This window comes from Martinezella lusitana (assembly GCF_010668395.1).
GTDB lineage: Bacteria > Pseudomonadota > Alphaproteobacteria > Rhizobiales > Rhizobiaceae > Rhizobium > Rhizobium lusitanum_A.
Map to the genome: position 1 here is coordinate 30,683 of NZ_WUEY01000013.1, position 15,301 is coordinate 45,983.

The 15,301-nt window shown below is 60.6% G+C and carries 15 protein-coding genes; 7 read left to right on the plus strand and 8 right to left on the minus strand.

The annotated features are described in order from the left end of the window. Positions 1–274 precede the first annotated feature (274 nt). Both GR212_RS23915 and GR212_RS23920 read right to left on the minus strand, forming a co-directional pair. On the minus strand, positions 275–580 hold the full coding sequence (locus GR212_RS23915; protein ID WP_163990206.1) for a hypothetical protein: 306 nt from the start codon (positions 578–580) through the stop codon (positions 275–277). Between the two features lie 331 nt (positions 581–911). Further along, positions 912–1,514 carry a TetR/AcrR family transcriptional regulator gene (locus tag GR212_RS23920; RefSeq protein ID WP_163990208.1) on the minus strand — a complete coding sequence of 201 codons (603 nt, stop codon included), beginning with the start codon at positions 1,512–1,514 and terminating at the stop codon, positions 912–914. Between the two features lie 91 nt (positions 1,515–1,605). Between GR212_RS23920 and GR212_RS23925 the strand changes: the two genes are divergently transcribed. The 3 genes from GR212_RS23925 to GR212_RS23930 are packed head-to-tail and all read left to right on the plus strand — an operon-like array spanning position 1,606 to position 3,572. Then, entirely contained in the window at positions 1,606–2,442 is an 837-nt protein-coding gene (locus tag GR212_RS23925) for an N-acyl homoserine lactonase family protein (RefSeq protein ID WP_163990210.1), read from the plus strand. Between the two features lie 21 nt (positions 2,443–2,463). Continuing rightward, positions 2,464–2,619 carry a hypothetical protein gene (locus GR212_RS37620; RefSeq protein WP_348643516.1) on the plus strand — a complete coding sequence of 52 codons (156 nt, stop codon included), beginning with the start codon at positions 2,464–2,466 and terminating at the stop codon, positions 2,617–2,619. Then, on the plus strand, positions 2,619–3,572 hold the full coding sequence (locus tag GR212_RS23930; RefSeq protein WP_348643522.1) for a calcium:proton antiporter: 954 nt from the start codon (positions 2,619–2,621) through the stop codon (positions 3,570–3,572). Before GR212_RS37620 ends, GR212_RS23930 begins: the two co-directional genes overlap by 1 nt. Before the next feature lie 127 nt (positions 3,573–3,699). On the opposite strand, the gene GR212_RS23935 is transcribed toward GR212_RS23930, so the two are convergent. Further along, positions 3,700–4,188, minus strand: coding sequence for a hypothetical protein (locus GR212_RS23935; RefSeq protein ID WP_163990211.1), 489 nt, complete (start codon positions 4,186–4,188; stop codon positions 3,700–3,702). Positions 4,189–4,607: 419 nt separating this feature from the next. Further along, entirely contained in the window at positions 4,608–5,831 is a 1,224-nt protein-coding gene (locus GR212_RS23940) for an MFS transporter (RefSeq protein WP_163990212.1), read from the minus strand. 95 nt (positions 5,832–5,926) lie between these two features. Here GR212_RS23940 and GR212_RS23945 point away from each other — a divergent pair, with 95 nt between their 5' ends. Beyond that, the gene (locus GR212_RS23945; RefSeq protein ID WP_163990510.1) at positions 5,927–6,907 is read left to right on the plus strand and encodes an AraC family transcriptional regulator; all 981 of its coding nucleotides are present in this window, start codon (positions 5,927–5,929) and stop codon (positions 6,905–6,907) included. Positions 6,908–7,064: 157 nt separating this feature from the next. Here the strand turns inward: GR212_RS23945 and GR212_RS23950 are convergent, their stop codons facing one another. Then, the gene (locus GR212_RS23950) at positions 7,065–8,285 is read right to left on the minus strand and encodes an alpha/beta hydrolase family protein (protein WP_163990214.1); all 1,221 of its coding nucleotides are present in this window, start codon (positions 8,283–8,285) and stop codon (positions 7,065–7,067) included. Between the two features lie 409 nt (positions 8,286–8,694). Next, positions 8,695–9,594, minus strand: coding sequence for a LysR family transcriptional regulator (locus GR212_RS23955; RefSeq protein WP_163990215.1), 900 nt, complete (start codon positions 9,592–9,594; stop codon positions 8,695–8,697). 130 nt (positions 9,595–9,724) lie between these two features. Between GR212_RS23955 and GR212_RS23960 the strand changes: the two genes are divergently transcribed. Then, complete coding sequence (locus tag GR212_RS23960) at positions 9,725–10,534, plus strand: NAD(P)H-dependent oxidoreductase (protein ID WP_163990217.1); 810 nt, start codon at positions 9,725–9,727, stop codon at positions 10,532–10,534. A gap of 125 nt (positions 10,535–10,659) precedes the next feature. On the opposite strand, the gene GR212_RS23965 is transcribed toward GR212_RS23960, so the two are convergent. Beyond that, entirely contained in the window at positions 10,660–11,733 is a 1,074-nt protein-coding gene (locus tag GR212_RS23965) for an ROK family transcriptional regulator (RefSeq protein WP_163990511.1), read from the minus strand. An 11-nt stretch (positions 11,734–11,744) separates the two neighbouring features. Next, the gene (locus GR212_RS23970) at positions 11,745–12,422 is read right to left on the minus strand and encodes an SGNH/GDSL hydrolase family protein (protein WP_163990219.1); all 678 of its coding nucleotides are present in this window, start codon (positions 12,420–12,422) and stop codon (positions 11,745–11,747) included. Between the two features lie 271 nt (positions 12,423–12,693). On the opposite strand from GR212_RS23970, the gene GR212_RS23975 reads away from it, so the two are divergent. Further along, entirely contained in the window at positions 12,694–13,734 is a 1,041-nt protein-coding gene (locus tag GR212_RS23975) for a substrate-binding domain-containing protein (protein ID WP_432444402.1), read from the plus strand. Positions 13,735–13,791: 57 nt separating this feature from the next. Beyond that, positions 13,792–15,285: a sugar ABC transporter ATP-binding protein gene (locus tag GR212_RS23980; RefSeq protein WP_163990222.1), complete on the plus strand. Its 1,494-nt coding sequence runs from the start codon at positions 13,792–13,794 to the stop codon at positions 15,283–15,285. Positions 15,286–15,301 lie beyond the last annotated feature (16 nt).

Below are 15,301 nucleotides of genomic sequence, written 5' to 3' on the forward strand. Positions count from 1 at the left end.
ATGACGCCGCATCGGAAGGGCGCAGCCCTGTTAAGGAGATCGTGTGTCTCTCGCGGCCGCTTTGCCGCAAGTGTGCCGGATGGCAACCAATCAGGCGCCTTCTCAGGGCGCACATGCGATCGTCCACATATCCCAATCGCCACGGCAATTGAGGAAGAGCCCAATCAAAGGGAAAGCGACGCCATCCATTTTCGGGACGGATGGTTGTGGTTGCTCAAGTGGATTTCGCCACGCGCCTGCCTATCGAACCATAGCGACATGCCGGCGTGAGTTCCTAAATCCCCGACCCGTCGAGCTGCTGGGCGTCGTCGCCTTTCCAAGGCGCGGGCATCGAGGTGCGATTGAGATTGGCCAAGGGCATCGGCATCCAGCATTTCAATTCCGGCTCGGCGTATTCGATGATGTGTCCGGGCGAGGAATCGGAGGCGCGCCAGCCTTCCGCACCGAACTGGTCGCCGTTCGACCAATAGGCGAGGTCAACTTCCGCCGGTCCCTGTTCGGACGAGCGGATCGTTACAAGAATCCGACTACCGTCTTTCGGTGCGCTTGCCATGTGGCGCCAACGGTCTGCCTCGTCCATCGTTTTTCCTCCTGCCTTGCTGCAGGTTGCAAGTGTCGCCTCGTCATCGAAAACGGTCAACTCAAACTTTGCACGGCCCATCCTCTGTCGATTGACTGTCCCATCCAGGGATCGGGCGTAATTCCCTGAGCATCGGCGGAACGACGCGCGTGATCGCGAGGAGAGTAACCCGAGGAAAAGTGCGGGGCGGCCTTCCATCCGGAATCGCGTAAAAACAAAGGGATGGAGCGGTCACGCGCCATCTCGACTGGAGGAAGACTAAGGCCCGCCGGTTCTCCTGCCGTCGCGGGTCTGGATCTGCTCCGTTCGTATGGCGGGGGTCGGCTATCGCTTAACCCTTCGGTTGGGTTAGTCGCTCAAGCCCGCGTGTCACCCCCTCGGGCTCGACGTCGTCCAGGATTGCTGACTGCACGACGTAACCCAGCACAAGCGACAGCAAAGTCGCCGCCACGTCCGACTCCGGATTGCCGGTCGTATCGGATTTATGGCGACGCCACCGGGCTACTGCGCTTGCAAGCTCGCTGCGAAAATCGAAGTAGAAACTCTTCATCGTCGCCTTGAGTGGCTCGCTGCGCTGTGCCTCGCTCCAGCCGAGCAGCGCGATGCGCTTGAGGTCATAGCCGTCCCTGGTCGTGAAGCGATCGATGGTATCGGTAATCCTGCGCACGAGTTCGGGCGGAGCCAGGGCCGGTTCGGCGCGCAACAAGGGTTCGACCAACGAGGTCAGCCCGGACAGGGATGCCGTGACAGCAGCCATGATGAGCTGATCCTTGCTCGGAAAGTAGGAATAGACGGCGCCGGCCGAAAGGCCGGAGGCGCGGATGATGTCATCCATCGTGGTGGCATGCAGCCCTTCCTTTTGAAAGCAGCCCCAGGCGGCTTCCAGAATTTGTGCCCTGCGGGCGGCGCGCTTTTCGTCCGATATCTTTGGCATGCTCCCGAAATAAAACGAACGCTCCCTCTTTACAAGCCTGCCTCTTCCATAATAAAAAACGAATGACCGTTCTTTATTGGAGGTAAAGGCCATGATCAGGGTTACGGCGATCGAGACCGGAAAAGCGCGCATGAAGACCGCCCAGCGCACCGGCCGCGATGGACGCGGCGGTTTTGGCCGCAAGGTCGATATCTTCCGGGATCCCAAATGGGTCGAGCCGCTGCCGATCCTGTGCTTCCTGATCGAGCACCCCGAGGGGCGTTTCCTGGTCGATACGGGAGACACCTGGCGCAATTCGGTGCCGGGCTACCTGCCGGGATGGAACCCCTTCTACAAGCAGGTGCAGATTCGCGTGGCGCCGCACGAGGAGGTGGGTAGCCGCCTGCTCGCAATGGGTATCGATCCGGCCGAGGATATCGGCACGGTCATCCTGACCCATTTCCATCACGATCACACCGGAGGGCTCGATCATTTCCCGCGCAGCCGGATTATCGGTCCACGCACAAACTTTGCCATCTCGACGGGCTTGCGCGGCATGATGACGGGGTGCCTGCCGCAACGGTGGCCGATCTGGTTGCGGCCGGACCTGGTCGAGATGGATGGGCCGGCGGTGGGGCCGTTTCCGACCTCGCACGCCATCACGCGGGACGGGCGTATCCTGCTCGTCCCGACGCCGGGTCATGTTGACGGTCACGTCTCTGTCGTCGTCCGCGCGGAAGGCGTCACCTATTTCCTGGCCGGAGATGCCACTTATTCGCAGGCCAACCTGTTGGCGGAGAAAACGGATGGCGTGACGAACGATCCCGCAACGGCGCTGGCGACATTGCGGGCAATTCGTCGCTTCGCCGCCGCGGAGCCGACCATCCTGTTGCCGGCCCACGACCCGGAAGGCCCTGCGCGGCTTGCCGCCGGTTCATGCCTGGTCTGATCGCAGTGACGGAGATGCGCCATGAAGGCTGATCGTTTCGTCCGGATGCCGCAGACGGCCTGGATCTATCCGCTGCTGGCGGCGCTGTTCTACGTCGCCGCCTCCGTGCTCGGCTTCGGCAACCAAGTGGCGCCGGGCGCGATCGGCATCTGCTTGCGTGCCTGCTCCTTCCCGTGATGTTCGGGGCCATCTTCGCCGCCGTCTATCACGCCGAGGTCATCGCCCACCGCACCGGTGAACCCTACGGCACGCTCATCCTCACGGCGGCGGTGACCATCATCGAGGTCGCGTTGATCGCTTCGGTCATGATGTCCGACGCCGAGAGCGGACCGACGCTGGCGCGTGACACGGTCTACGCAGTCGTGATGACGGTCTGCACCGGAATTACCGGCCTGTGCATCCTGGTCGGTGGCCTGCGCTATCGCGAGCAAAGCTTCCGCATATCGGGCGCGAGCGCCTATCTCACCGTGCTGATGGTCCTGGCAACGTTGACGCTGATCCTTCCAAACTATACGCGCCATGCGGCCGAGCCATCCTATTCGTCAGCCCAGCTTGTCTTCGTGGCGGTCGCGACGCTGCTGCTTTACGGTGCCTTTCTCTATATCCAGACGGTACGCCACCGGGATTATTTTATCGCACCGGCCGCCCGCCACGACTGGCACTTTGCGCCTTCGGCAACACGGCTCGCAATCAGCGGCGCAATGCTTCTGCTGGCGCTCGTCGCCATCGTGCTCCTCTCCAAGAAGTTCGCGGTCATTGTCGAGATCGGTCGTAATGCCATCGGCGCTCCGCAGCAGGCGACGGGCCTCGTCGTCGCCATCCTGATCCTGCTGCCGGAAGGCATCGCGGCGCTCCAGGCCGCCCGCAACGATGTGCTGCAGAAGGCCCTCAACCTCGCGCTGGGTTCGGCGCTTGCCACCATCGGCATGACATTTCCGGCGGTCGCAATCGTCACGCTTTATCTGGGCACGCCGCTCGCGCTCGGCCTGGATGCTTCCAGCATGGTGTTGCTGGCGCTTACGATGCTCGTCAGCACGCTGACCTTTGCCACCGGCCGCACCCATGTGCTGCACGGCCTCGTGCATCTCGTCATTTTTGCGACCTTCCTGTTCCTCAGTTTTCAGCCATAGGCCGGAGGAGCGCAAGGACGACGGCATCGGCAATACGGCCGTGGGACCGTGGCGGTCGCAGGATCGATTTCGGTCCGCAAGCAGCGCTCAAGCTGTGCATTTGCGCGTTTTGCCGTCGTTCTCTCTTCTAGTGAGCGAGATTTGAGGAATCCACACAGTCATCAAGCGTCGAAAAGACCTTCGATCCACCGTTCAGAGGCACTTTGATCGAATAGGTTCCGAAGCTGACGGTCATTGCCGTTGCCGCCATTGCCATGTCCAACATCGGAATTGAATCGGTCGTTGCGAGAACGGTGGTGCTCGAACGGCTTCGCACATTCACCGATATCGTGTTCTGATCGTCGGGAAGCCCCTCGAACTGAATCGTTACGGTATCGTCCTTGGTCGTCATCGGTGCGCCGAAATAGATTTCTTCAAACCGTTTGAATTTCGAGAACATCAGCGGGACTTTGCCATTCAGCACATACTGAGCAAGGCAGATCTCAAGTGGGCCGTTGTCGCCTCTTACCACCCGCCAATTCCCTTTCTCATATAGGATCGGCTCGAAATCGCGAGCAGCCGTTATGGAGGGCAGCAGTAGAATGGTGGCAAGGACGATGGCTGACGTAAACTTCATTCCAAACCCTGTATCGCAAAGGGCATGAAGAAGTAACGTTGTTCTTGATCTAAATAAGGCGAGGACGATCGGGTTTTCCGCATTTTATGGTTGGTGACGGGGACGGCTCGGCCTTTGCACGTTCGCGCCGAAGGATTGTCAGTTGTTGTGCAGTGAGCCCAATCTCGCAATCTTTGGACAAGATTTCCTTGCGAAAAAACATAGGCTTGTCCTCGAATTGGGGCGGGCGGAGATTGAACTTTCCGATGCCGGGTGGTGAACTTGCGCTGGAAATTGAAGGCTTGGGCCATTTATTTTCCGGCATCTTGCGGATTTCCTGTTTCTAGCCCTACCGCAGCGATGATGTTGCCGACTGATTCTCCGCCAGGCCAATCCGAAGGCGAGATTCGGCAACCGGTGCCGGCTCTGCGATCCCCCCGTCAGCCTTGGACCAGAGATGCCTGCTTGCCGCCGCGAGCGGCCATGACGACAGTTCCAGCCAGGCATGCGACCCCGAGGAACGACATGACGCCCAGCGGCCCCTGCAAGTCGACCAGTATTCCGCCCAGGACCGCTCCGCTGGAAATTGCGACCTGAAAAGCGGTAAGGAGCAATGCGCCTGCGCTCTCCGCTTCATCCGGGGCGGCACGCGTGATGTAGCTTTGGATGCTGACTGGAAAGGCGCCAAAGGCGAAGCCCCAAATGGCTACTCCGACAGCTGCGGCGAGATTCGAAGCACCCGCGGTTACGAAGACCGCGGCGACAACGGTAATCAGGCTTGATGAGAAGACAATGCCCGCGGTGGCGCTGCGCTCGGCGATCATGCCGCCGACAATATTGCCGAAGAAGCCGCTGACGCCGTAGGCGAGGAGCACCAGCGACACCATCTCGACATCAAGGTGGGCGACGCCTTCCAGGTAGGGGCGGATATAAGTGAAGCCGGCAAAATGGCCTGCAACGATGAGAAGCGTCGTGATCAGCCCGATCCGCATCTTTGGCAGCTTCAGGACGGCGCCGAGGGTTGCCAGACCCGCGTGACCTGCCGGTGGCAGCGACGGCACGGTGACGGCCTGCGCAACGAATGCAAGCACGCCGACAGCCCCGGCAAGAACAAAGGAGGCTCTCCAGCCAAGGGTGGATCCAATATAGGAGCCGAGCGGTGCGGCGGTGACGGTGGCAACCGAGACGCCGGTAAAGATCATCGCCATTGCGCGGGGGAGATGCTCAATCGGCACCAGCCGCATTGCGAGCGCGCCGGCCATCGCCCAGAAACCGCCAAGCCCGACGCCCAGCAGTATTCGGGACAAGAGAAGCAAAATCAATCCGTTGGCCGTCGCCGCCAGTGCGCAGGAAAGGACGAGGAGAGCCGTCAGCCCAAACAGCACCCAGCGCCGATTGAAATTTCGGGTGGCTATGACGACACCGGGTCCGGCAAATGCAGCGACGACGGCCGTTACCGTGACCGTTTGGCCGGCCGCCCCGGAGGAGAGGCCGAGATCGGCTGAAATTGGCGTGAGCAGGCTCGCCGGCAGGAATTCGGCCGTTACCAGACCGAAGACACCAAATGCCAATGCGATCACGGCATCCCATTTCGGTCTGCCGAGCGTCCCTGCGGGCGACTGATCTCGGGGGGAAGGATCTGGTTCAAGATGGCTGTTTGCCATGGGAAGGTCCTGTACGAAGATGTTTTGGCGTGTTGTTGCCATTGAATAAAGAGGTAGCGGTGACAGCTTGTACTTTCCATGCTAGGAAATCCGAGATGCTTGACTATTCGTCCAAAGAAAAAGCCGGCAAGCCCCATGATGCCCTAAGCGAGATGCTGAGGGGCCTGCGGCTCGACGGCGTTGAATACGGTCGCTGTCGCCTCTCGGAGCCGTGGTCGACCTATTTTGCATCGCAGACGTCTGCACGATTGCATTTCATTTCGTCCGGGTCCGCGTGGCTTCAGAAGCCGTCAGGAGATTGGCTTGAGCTGAGGTCGGGCGACGCAGCGCTTCTGCCTCGCGGCAACGCGCATGTGATTGCGAGCACGCCGGGCATTCCACCTCTGCCTTTCGAGCAATTCGATCGCAAGGAGGTCTGCCAGGATATCTTCGATGTGCAGTGCCCCGATGCTTGCTGGGCAACGGTGGCTTTGACCGCGTCGATGCGCTTCAATATCGACAATCTCCATCCGCTGCTGCAGTTGATGCCTGACACCATGCTCACCAGCGATCTGGCAAAGAACGACCCGGCGATCCCCCATCTGCTCGATGCCATGGCGCGCGAAGTGGAGATGGATCGCGTCGGTGCCGGGGGTATACTCGCGCGGCTCGCGGACGTGCTGACCGCGACGTTGATCAGGACATGGGTCGAACACGGCTGTGGCGAGACCACCGGCTGGATTGCCGCTGTACGCAATCCCGAAGTCGGCCGCGTCCTGGCCGCAATTCATCTCGAGCCGGACCGCGACTGGAGCCTGGCGGCGCTTGCCAGCCTGATGGGCACCTCACGGTCGGGCTTTGCGGACCGATTCTTGAAGGTTGTCGGCGAAACGCCGGCCCGCTACGTGGCCAAGGTGCGCATGCACCAAGCTCTCCAGTGGCTCCGCAACGGGATGCGCGTGTCGGTCGTCGCGCAGAGATTGGGCTACGACGCCGAGGCGTCCTTCAGCCGGGCCTTCAAGCGTATTATCGGCGCGCCACCGAGCCAGTTTCGCAAGAGGAGCGGAGCTGAAACGGATTCGCTCAATATGGATTGAAACTCTTCAGCCGATCGGTTTTTCGATAACGCAATTGAAGAGGTGCCTGTCGCGAAATGCCGGGCATGCTGGTCAATTTCGGCGGTTCAGATGATGATAGGCCAGCGATGGCGCGGGTTGCATCAGGCTGGCCATCTCAGGAATCCTCGGACGGAATTCAGTCATGGACGTCGAACTGTTCGTCGAGCCAGTCCAGCACCCGCCGATTCAACAGGGAGCGGTTCTGCATCTCGCAATGCCCATCCGCACCTTCCGCAGCCGTAAAACGCATCAGCGTCTTCGGGCAGGTGAGCGCGTCAAAAAAGGCGCCTGCGCTCGCCGAGAGGATGTCGTTCTCGGCCTGGGTCATCAAAGTCGGGCATCGAATGAATTCGGCATGACCTTTCATGGTGAAAAGCTCGGCCGAGGCGAAGAAAGCGCGCAGGTTGTCGACGCCATGCACCCAGAAACCGCGTTGAACGATTTTCCAATACAGCTGTCGATTGCCGCGGATAGCAGCATCAATTTTGTCCAGCAGCGGCTGGTCCAGTAGACCAAGGTCGGCGGCCGATTCTGCCGACACGCCGAACATACGCATGATGACGTCGCGAAACCCATCCGCGATGCTCCAGGTGCCGGGATCGGCGATGAGCGCTGCTATGCGCGGCTCGCCCGAGGCGCCGCGCGGGGCGAGATGGCCGCCGAGGCTCCAGCCGTAAAGCGCGATGCGCTTCGCATCGACAAGAGGCAGGGTCTCCGCAAAGTCCACCACCGCCTTGATGACAACCTCCCAGTCGTGCCGTAACGGGACGCCGTTCTCACAGAGCATTCCCCCCTGGCCGGGGCCGTCGAACAACAGAGTGTGATAGCCACGCCGCGATGCCGCCACCGCGGAGGCGAAGTAGGTGTCGATGATGGTGGCGTCATAGCCGTTGTTCAGGATGATAAGCGGCCGGACTTCGTTCTCGAAGCCCTCTGCGGGAATGAAATAGCCAGGCATCGGCGTTGTCGCGAACGGGATGCTGAGGGGCCGGACCGGATGGGGGCCGATTGCCAGGCCCCTGTCGAAGGCTTCGACCTGCTTGCGAAATGCGGAGAGCAGGCGCGGATCGACGGGCGCGCCGAACAGCGGGTGGAAGGAGGCGGCGTAGAATACGCCCGCTCTGAGATAGGATTCCCGGGCGCTGACGCGATGGTCCTTGGCGAGAGCCGCTTCGGCTTCCGCGCTCAGCCGGTTGCCGGCGTCGATCCATGCCCCGTAAAAGGCAGCGTCGTCGCCATCCCCTATGGCTTCGGCGACCGCCCGGATCTCGCCGAAGTCGGCGCCACCATAAGGAATATAGGCAATCGGCCATCCGCCGAAATCTTTATGCAATTCGTCGCGAAACAAGCTGGTCAAGGCTTCCCCTCCCATAGTCCAGCGTACCGACGCCTCGAATGTAACATGTCGCGCGACAGCCGTTAAACGAATTCAGCGCGCCGGCACAAAGCTGGTCGTCGGGGATACGAAAGCCTGAACGGTGCCGGGCAGATCCGTGCTCGCTGGCAAGCCCTGGCCGCTGCCGACCGTGCGCCGATATCGGCTGCAGATGCTGCACAGGCACTCGGCTTTGCGCGACAGGGGCCCCAGTCCACCGAGAATCTTGGAGAAGGCGAGGCTTCGTGGCGCGACGGCGGGGATGGTGGATGTTCTCGCCGCACCGGTTCCTGACGCGGCTGGTTCTTCCCGGATATCTCATCGAGGGGCCGCGTTCTTTGCGGTCAACCGCTATTGAGCAAGTCTGTCGCCCCCACGGCCTCTCACGGCGTCAGTTTTCGCTGGATTTCACGATTTGCGCGCGGATCCACCGTTGGCCGATATGGTCCTGGGTGCGTTCGTGCCAAACCATTCCGACGGCGAAGCCTTCCACCGGGAAGGGCGGCTCAACGATCATCAGCCGGTCCATCTGTGCCGCGGCCAACCTTCTCGGCACCAGCGCAACGAAGTCGGTCGTCGACACGATGCTGATGACAAACAGGAACGAACTGGCAGACAGCATCACCTTGCGCTGGTAACCCAGCGCCTTCAAGGCCATGTCGACAGGCGTCATGAAGTCACTGCCGCGGAGCGAGACGATGACATGGTCGAGTTCCGCATAATCAGACGTGCCAAGCCCGGCCTTCAGGCCGGGATGGCCATGCCGCCCGATCAACACGTAACGTTCATCGAACAGGTGCCGCGACCTAAGATTGGCCGGCGCATCGCCAGGGGTCATGAGCGCAAGGTCGATTTCGCCATGGATCATCTGTTCCTCGAGCCTGGCGAGATCAAGGTTGCGGAGCGCGACCCGTATTCCCGGCGCTTTTTGCCTGAGGCCTGCGATGAAGGGGCCGGCCAATGCCGCTTGAAGATAATCCGTACATGCAATGACGATTGAAAGATCAGCGCTTGCCGGATCGAAGTTGCGGTAGGAGGTCACGGTGGCGCGCGCCAGTTCGAGCGCGTTGCGGATCGGCTCGCGAAGCTCGACCGCCTTGGGCGTCGGGATCATGCCCCTCTGGGCCGGGACGAACAATTGGTCGTCGAACAGATCGCGCAGCCTGTTCAACTGGGCGCTGACGGCCGGCTGGCTGAGATTGAGCCGCGCTGCGGCGCGGGTGACGTTCTGCTCGGCGAGCAGCGCTTCCAAGGTCACCAGGAGATTGAGATCGAAACGTCTGCTATCCATAAGGATTATACTAGCGCAGCAATAATCCGATTTCAAATATAGCAGGGGGAGGCGCTAGTTTCAGCCTCGACAGATCCGGGGAGACCGATGCGGTGTCTCTCGGCCATCCAGCCTCGAAGGAAATGAAACTATGAAAAAGACGATCCTCATCGTTCATGCGCAGCCGGAACCGACGTCGTTGACGCGCCACCTTGTCGATATCGGCGTCGAGGCGCTTCAGGAGCAGGGGCATGACGTCCTGACATCCGACCTCTACGGCATGAAATGGAAGGCGGTGTTCGACGCCGATGATTTTCCCGATCGGGCCGACACACGCCGCCTTTCGTTCATCGATGAATCCCGGCACGCCTACAAGCAAGGGCTCCAGACACCGGACGTCGTTGCCGAGCAGGAGAAGCTGTTGGCCGCGGACGCCGTCATCTTGAAGTTCCCGCTCTGGTGGTTCAGCATGCCTGCGATCATGAAGGGATGGATCGAGCGGGTCTATGCCTATAACTTTGCCTATGGTTACAAGGATGCCGGCAATTCCTATCGTTACGGCGAGGGGATCTTGAGGGGTAAGCGGGCGATGCTGTCGGTCATGTGCGGCGGCCCTCGGGAAGACTACCTGCCACGTGGGATCAACGGTCCGCTTGACGAGCTTCTATTCCCGATCACCCATGGCAGCCTTTTCTATACGGGCATGGACGTGCTGCCGACCTTCGCCCTCTACGGGACAGGCCGTCTCGATACGGATGGCGTCGCCGCGGCCGAGAAGGCTTGGCGCAGCCGCCTGGCTCGCCTGTTTCAAGAGGATCCCATTCGCTATCGCCGTCAGAACGACGGTGACTTTCCGGACCGTCACGTCATGGCCGATGACGTCGCCCCGGGCAAAACCGGCATCGCCGCTCACATCGAAGACACGGAAGAACGGGTCGCCCAATTGCAGGCGCGCGGATAAGGGTAATGAAAGGCGGCTACGTGGTCGAGAGGGCCGGGAATTGAAATCCGCTCGGGCAGCACAATACCGCCGCCGTCGCCGCCAGGATCATACCGTCCAGTCATTCGGTTCAGGCGTCCGATAGATCACTCGACCATGAATCTCGAACTGAATGAGAGGCTCGCCGCGCCGACAGCTTTCGGCACGCCGGACGCACAGTCCGTCAACACTCGAACGTAGGGAAGCCGTGCTTCGATCGTAGCCGCCAGTTCCCGGCATATGTCCTCGGCAATGAACGAGGACAGCACGACGGTCCTTATCTCGATAAACTGCGACAGAGCCTGGATGGAGCCGGCGGCGGCTCCGGCAAAAGCTTCATGCCATGCCGTGCCGACGCTTCCCAGTTCCTGCCATTTTGCCTGTGACGACCAGATGGATTGCGCCAGGTCGGGACGAGAGGCCAGATCGCGTTCAAGGGCGGAAATTCCCACATCCTGGCTGATGGGCGAGTTGCCGTTATAGATCTGATGGTTGAGAACCAGGCGGCTGTGAAGGCGTGCCCCCAGGTAAAAGAACAGGAAGTCCTGCAGTCGCCTGGCAACGCCAAAGAGACTTTCGCCCGCCGCCGCCGCCGCGATGTCATTCTGCACGAACACGGGAAGATCCAGTTCCGCCTCCAACCGCTTGTGCAGTTCCTCGTTGGTGGATATGCGGCTCTCGGTCGGTGCGGGAATGGCGACGCCGATACCTGTTATTCGTTCTCGCAGCGGGGGCGACAGGCTGTCGATCGCCTTTTTGACCTCATGGGTCGCGCCTTCCAGATCGTCGAACTCACCGATTTTTCTATGGGGCAGGGACGAGCTGAACCTGATGTTTCCGACGAAATCGACCAGGACCACATGCGTATTCCGGTGTCCGACGCTGATGCCGACTGAATAGGCGCCATCCGGGTTGAGCATCAAGGGTGTCGTGGGAGGGCCGACGCGCCCCTTCTGCGCTTCGCCTTTCATCACAAGCCCCTCCTGTTCGAGGGATCTTACGATGACGGAGATCGTCTGCGCCGACAGCCCGGTTTTTTCGCCGATCTCGAGGCGGGTGGTTGTCTCGTTCTGCAAGAGCAGCGAGAGCACAAGCCGCTCATTGTAGCTCCGCACGCTGAGCGCGTTGAGGCCGCTCGCGCGATCGGCGATACGCAAGGGGTTGGGAGGAGCAAAGCGCATGTCGGGCAAGATTATCTTCCTTTGAAGGACTTGGGCGCGGACTGCAGTTCGGCCCAGCCGATGGACAGCACTTCCATGGCAAGGGCTTCGCCCAGTTGGCGATGTGCCTCGCCGTCGATATGGAAGCCGTCTTGCGGTGCGCACCTGCAAACCGTTCCGGCATCGAAAAAGTGAACCTCAAGAGAATCGGCCATGACTTCGAATTCAAGGGCCAGTTTTCTCGATTTGGCCTGCGCGCCGTAAAAGATCGCCTCCCATTCCTTGATGTCGTCCAGCATCGGGGGAGGCGATACGATCATGATTTCGGGATCGTGGCCATTCGGTCCCGGCGCCAACTCCCTGATGTCGTGCACCAGACAGCCCATTCCCATCGCGACTTCGGATGGAGGCATGTGAAAGCGCGCCTTGAGGTCGTTGGTGCCCAGCATGAGGATCACGAGATCCACTGGCGCATGGCTCTGGAGACACGGTTTCAGATAGGTTCTGCCATTCTTGTGCGCGCCCTCGATGGGGTCGCTGTGAACCGTGGTCCTGCCGCTCAAACCCTCCTCGACGACATGCCACCCGTCGCCGAGCGCAGCCTTCATGACCCCCGGCCAACGCTCATGAACCGGATAGCGATCGAGCGGCGTTCCGCCTGGTATCTGCCCATGCGTATTCGAATCTCCGAAGCAGAGAACAGTGCGCATCTATCGCTCCTCCATGCCTGCCGACATGGCCTCTTTTGCACCTAGTCGAGCGGATTGGCAACATCGGGTCAATTATTCATTCAACTTGAATAACTATTGACAGCGCGAAAATCTCGGTGTTTGTTGCGGCCACGGAGGAATTGATCAGACAAGATGAATAATTGGCGCGGGCAGACCTTGTCCGCGATGGAGGATCCTTGTCTGGCGCTCGCCGATATCTGCCATGGAGGAGCTAATGAGCAGCTTGTTGAAGAGACTTACCCTTGCCCTGATGATCGCGTCGTCCCTGAGCGCCATGCCGCTGCGGGCACAGGAGGTGAACCTGCTCGACGGCGTTACGACGCCTGCCGAAAACAACCCGACGGTCGAAGCGGGCAAGTACAAGAAGGATGCCCCCTGGGTCATCGGGATGAGCAGTTTCGGCGTCAACGCCAACACCTGGACCGTTCAGGTGGCGCATGAGGCCGAGGCGGCGGCTGCGAGGGACAAGCGCATTGCCAAGTTCATCCTTCTCGACGCCGGTTTCGACCAAAAGAAACAGGTGGCCGACATCGAGGATCTCATCGCACAGAAGGTCGACGCCATCATCGTGCAGCCGGTCACGTCGACATCGGCGGACGCCAGTATTGAGAAGGCGGTAAAGGCTGGCATTCCGGTCATTCTCCACACAGGCCGCATCGAAAGCGCCGCCTATACCACCGAAATCCAGGGTGGCGCGGAACACTTCGGCAAGGTCATGGGCGACTTCCTGGTGAAGGAACTGAAGGGCAAGGGCAACATCTGGGTTCTTCGCGGCCTCGCCGGTCATCCGGAAGACACCAATCGCTACAACGGCCTCCTTCAATCCTTGAAGGGAACGGATATCAAGATCACAGCCGAAGAAAACGGCGACTGGCAATACGACAAGGCAAAGAAGCTCTGTGAGACCCTCTACCTCAGCGATCCCAATGTCGATGGGATCTGGTCTTCCGGCGCCGACATGACGCGCGCGTGCGTCGATGTCTTCAAGCAGTTCGGCGCGCCGATCCCGCCGATCACCGGCGAAGGCAACAACGGCTTCTTCGGCCAGTGGATAAAGGACGGATTCAAGTCGGTATCCTCCGTGTACAGCCCTGCTCAGGGTGCCGCGGGTGTCAGAGCCGCCGTCGCCCTTCTGGAGGGCAAGGAACTCAAGAAGCACTACGCCTACAACCCGCCGGGCTGGGATATCGACAAGGCCAAAAAATACTACCGCGACGATCTTTCCGCCAATGTCTGGTGGCCGTCCGAGCTTTCGGAAGAGCAGCTGAAGCAGTTCTACGGAAAGAAGTGAGCCTGTTCGCCGGGAGCCTCCCACAGCTCCCGGCGGCAGCATACCCGGATGCGAACCATGCAAAATCTTATTGAAATGTCGCGGATTTCGAAGTCGTTTGGCGGAAGCCATGCTCTTCGCGAAGTCTCGCTGACGCTGATGCCCGGAACCGTCCATGCGCTGATGGGCGAGAACGGGGCCGGCAAGTCCACGTTGATGAAGATCCTCGCCGGCGTCCATCAGCCGGACAGCGGAGAAATCTTCAAGAACGGCCACCGGATTTCATTTTCGAACCCGCGCGACGCGCTCGAATTCGGAATATCGACGGTCTTCCAGGAGCTCTCGCTGCTGCCGAACATGTCGATCGCCGAGAACATGTTCCTGGGTCGCGAGCCGCGAACCCGCTTTGGCGGCCTCGATCGACGGCGCATGAGGCAAGAGACCAGGGCGGCCCTTGAGCGGCTCGGACTCAATCTCGATCCCGGCATGCTCGTCTCCGAACTTTCCATCGCGCAGCGGCAATTCGTCGAGATCGCCCATGGCATCGACGCCGATGCCGCCATCTTCATTCTTGACGAGCCGACCGCAGCGCTGAACGCGGCAGACGTGGAGATCCTCAACAGGCACATTCGTGACCTTCGCGATCAGGGAAAGGCGATCGTCTACATCTCCCATCGCATGGACGAAATTTTCAACATCTGCGACACGGTCACGGTTCTCAAGGATGGCCGGCTAGTCGGCACAAGGCCCCTGTCGGACATGACGCCGTCGTCGCTGATCGCGATGATGGTCGGCCGAGAGCTGAGCGATCTGTTTCCGCTCCGCTCGCAGCGCGCCGGCGACGACGCAATCGAGCTCGTCAACGTCAAGATCGATGTGCGTGCAAAGCCGTTTTCCCTGTCGGTCCGCAAGGGAGAGATCGTCGCGCTTGCCGGTCTCGAAGGCCAGGGGCAGCAGAAGATCCTGCGGTCGCTGGTGGGGGAATTCCAACCTTTCAGCGGAACGGCCGTTATCTGCGGGCACAGCATTCGCCTGCCGATGCGTGCAAAGCACGGCATAAGGGCGATGCAGAAGATCGCAGTGGGCTTCGTTCCTGAGGACAGAAAGGATGAAGGTCTCTTTCTCGGACTGTCCATCGAGCACAATCTGTCGATATCGCTCCATGCCGCCCGCAAGGAGTTTTCGATCGCGCGATCCTACCGGGACATCATTGCCGCGACGATGCGCGGCATGAACATCAAGTCTTCGGGCCCCAGCGCCGCTGCCGGTTCCCTGTCGGGCGGCAACCAGCAGAAGGTTCTCCTCGGGCGGTATCTGGCTGCCAGGATGGATGTCCTTTTGATCGAAGAACCGACGCGCGGCGTCGATATCGGCGCGAAATCGGAAATCTACAAGTTGTTGCGCGAATTCGCCGATCGCGGCGGCGCAGTGCTCGTGCTGTCGCGCGAGACGCTTGAACTCATCGGGCTTTGCGACCGCATCTGCGTCGTGCACGGCAATACCGTCGTCGCCGAGATGCCGGCCGCGGACGCCACTGAACACGGCATTCTCGACGCTGCGCTCGGCGCGTGAACGGGAGGAGATTGAA

Bases quoted from the DNA above. Each gene is read 5' to 3' on its own strand.
- GR212_RS37620 (WP_348643516.1), top strand. From the start codon at position 2,464: ATGAAGGCTGATCGTTTCGTCCGGATGCCGCAGACGGCCTGGATCTAT.
- GR212_RS23980 (WP_163990222.1), top strand. From the start codon at position 13,792: ATGCAAAATCTTATTGAAATGTCGCGGATTTCGAAGTCGTTTGGCGGA.
- GR212_RS23975 (WP_432444402.1), top strand. From the start codon at position 12,694: ATGATCGCGTCGTCCCTGAGCGCCATGCCGCTGCGGGCACAGGAGGTG.
- GR212_RS23965 (WP_163990511.1), bottom strand. From the start codon at position 11,733: ATGCGCTTTGCTCCTCCCAACCCCTTGCGTATCGCCGATCGCGCGAGC.
- GR212_RS23930 (WP_348643522.1), top strand. From the start codon at position 2,619: ATGTTCGGGGCCATCTTCGCCGCCGTCTATCACGCCGAGGTCATCGCC.
- GR212_RS23970 (WP_163990219.1), bottom strand. From the start codon at position 12,422: ATGCGCACTGTTCTCTGCTTCGGAGATTCGAATACGCATGGGCAGATA.
- GR212_RS23955 (WP_163990215.1), bottom strand. From the start codon at position 9,594: ATGGATAGCAGACGTTTCGATCTCAATCTCCTGGTGACCTTGGAAGCG.
- GR212_RS23960 (WP_163990217.1), top strand. From the start codon at position 9,725: ATGAAAAAGACGATCCTCATCGTTCATGCGCAGCCGGAACCGACGTCG.
- GR212_RS23940 (WP_163990212.1), bottom strand. From the start codon at position 5,831: ATGGCAAACAGCCATCTTGAACCAGATCCTTCCCCCCGAGATCAGTCG.
- GR212_RS23935 (WP_163990211.1), bottom strand. From the start codon at position 4,188: ATGAAGTTTACGTCAGCCATCGTCCTTGCCACCATTCTACTGCTGCCC.
- GR212_RS23925 (WP_163990210.1), top strand. From the start codon at position 1,606: ATGATCAGGGTTACGGCGATCGAGACCGGAAAAGCGCGCATGAAGACC.
- GR212_RS23920 (WP_163990208.1), bottom strand. From the start codon at position 1,514: ATGCCAAAGATATCGGACGAAAAGCGCGCCGCCCGCAGGGCACAAATT.
- GR212_RS23945 (WP_163990510.1), top strand. From the start codon at position 5,927: ATGCTTGACTATTCGTCCAAAGAAAAAGCCGGCAAGCCCCATGATGCC.
- GR212_RS23915 (WP_163990206.1), bottom strand. From the start codon at position 580: ATGGACGAGGCAGACCGTTGGCGCCACATGGCAAGCGCACCGAAAGAC.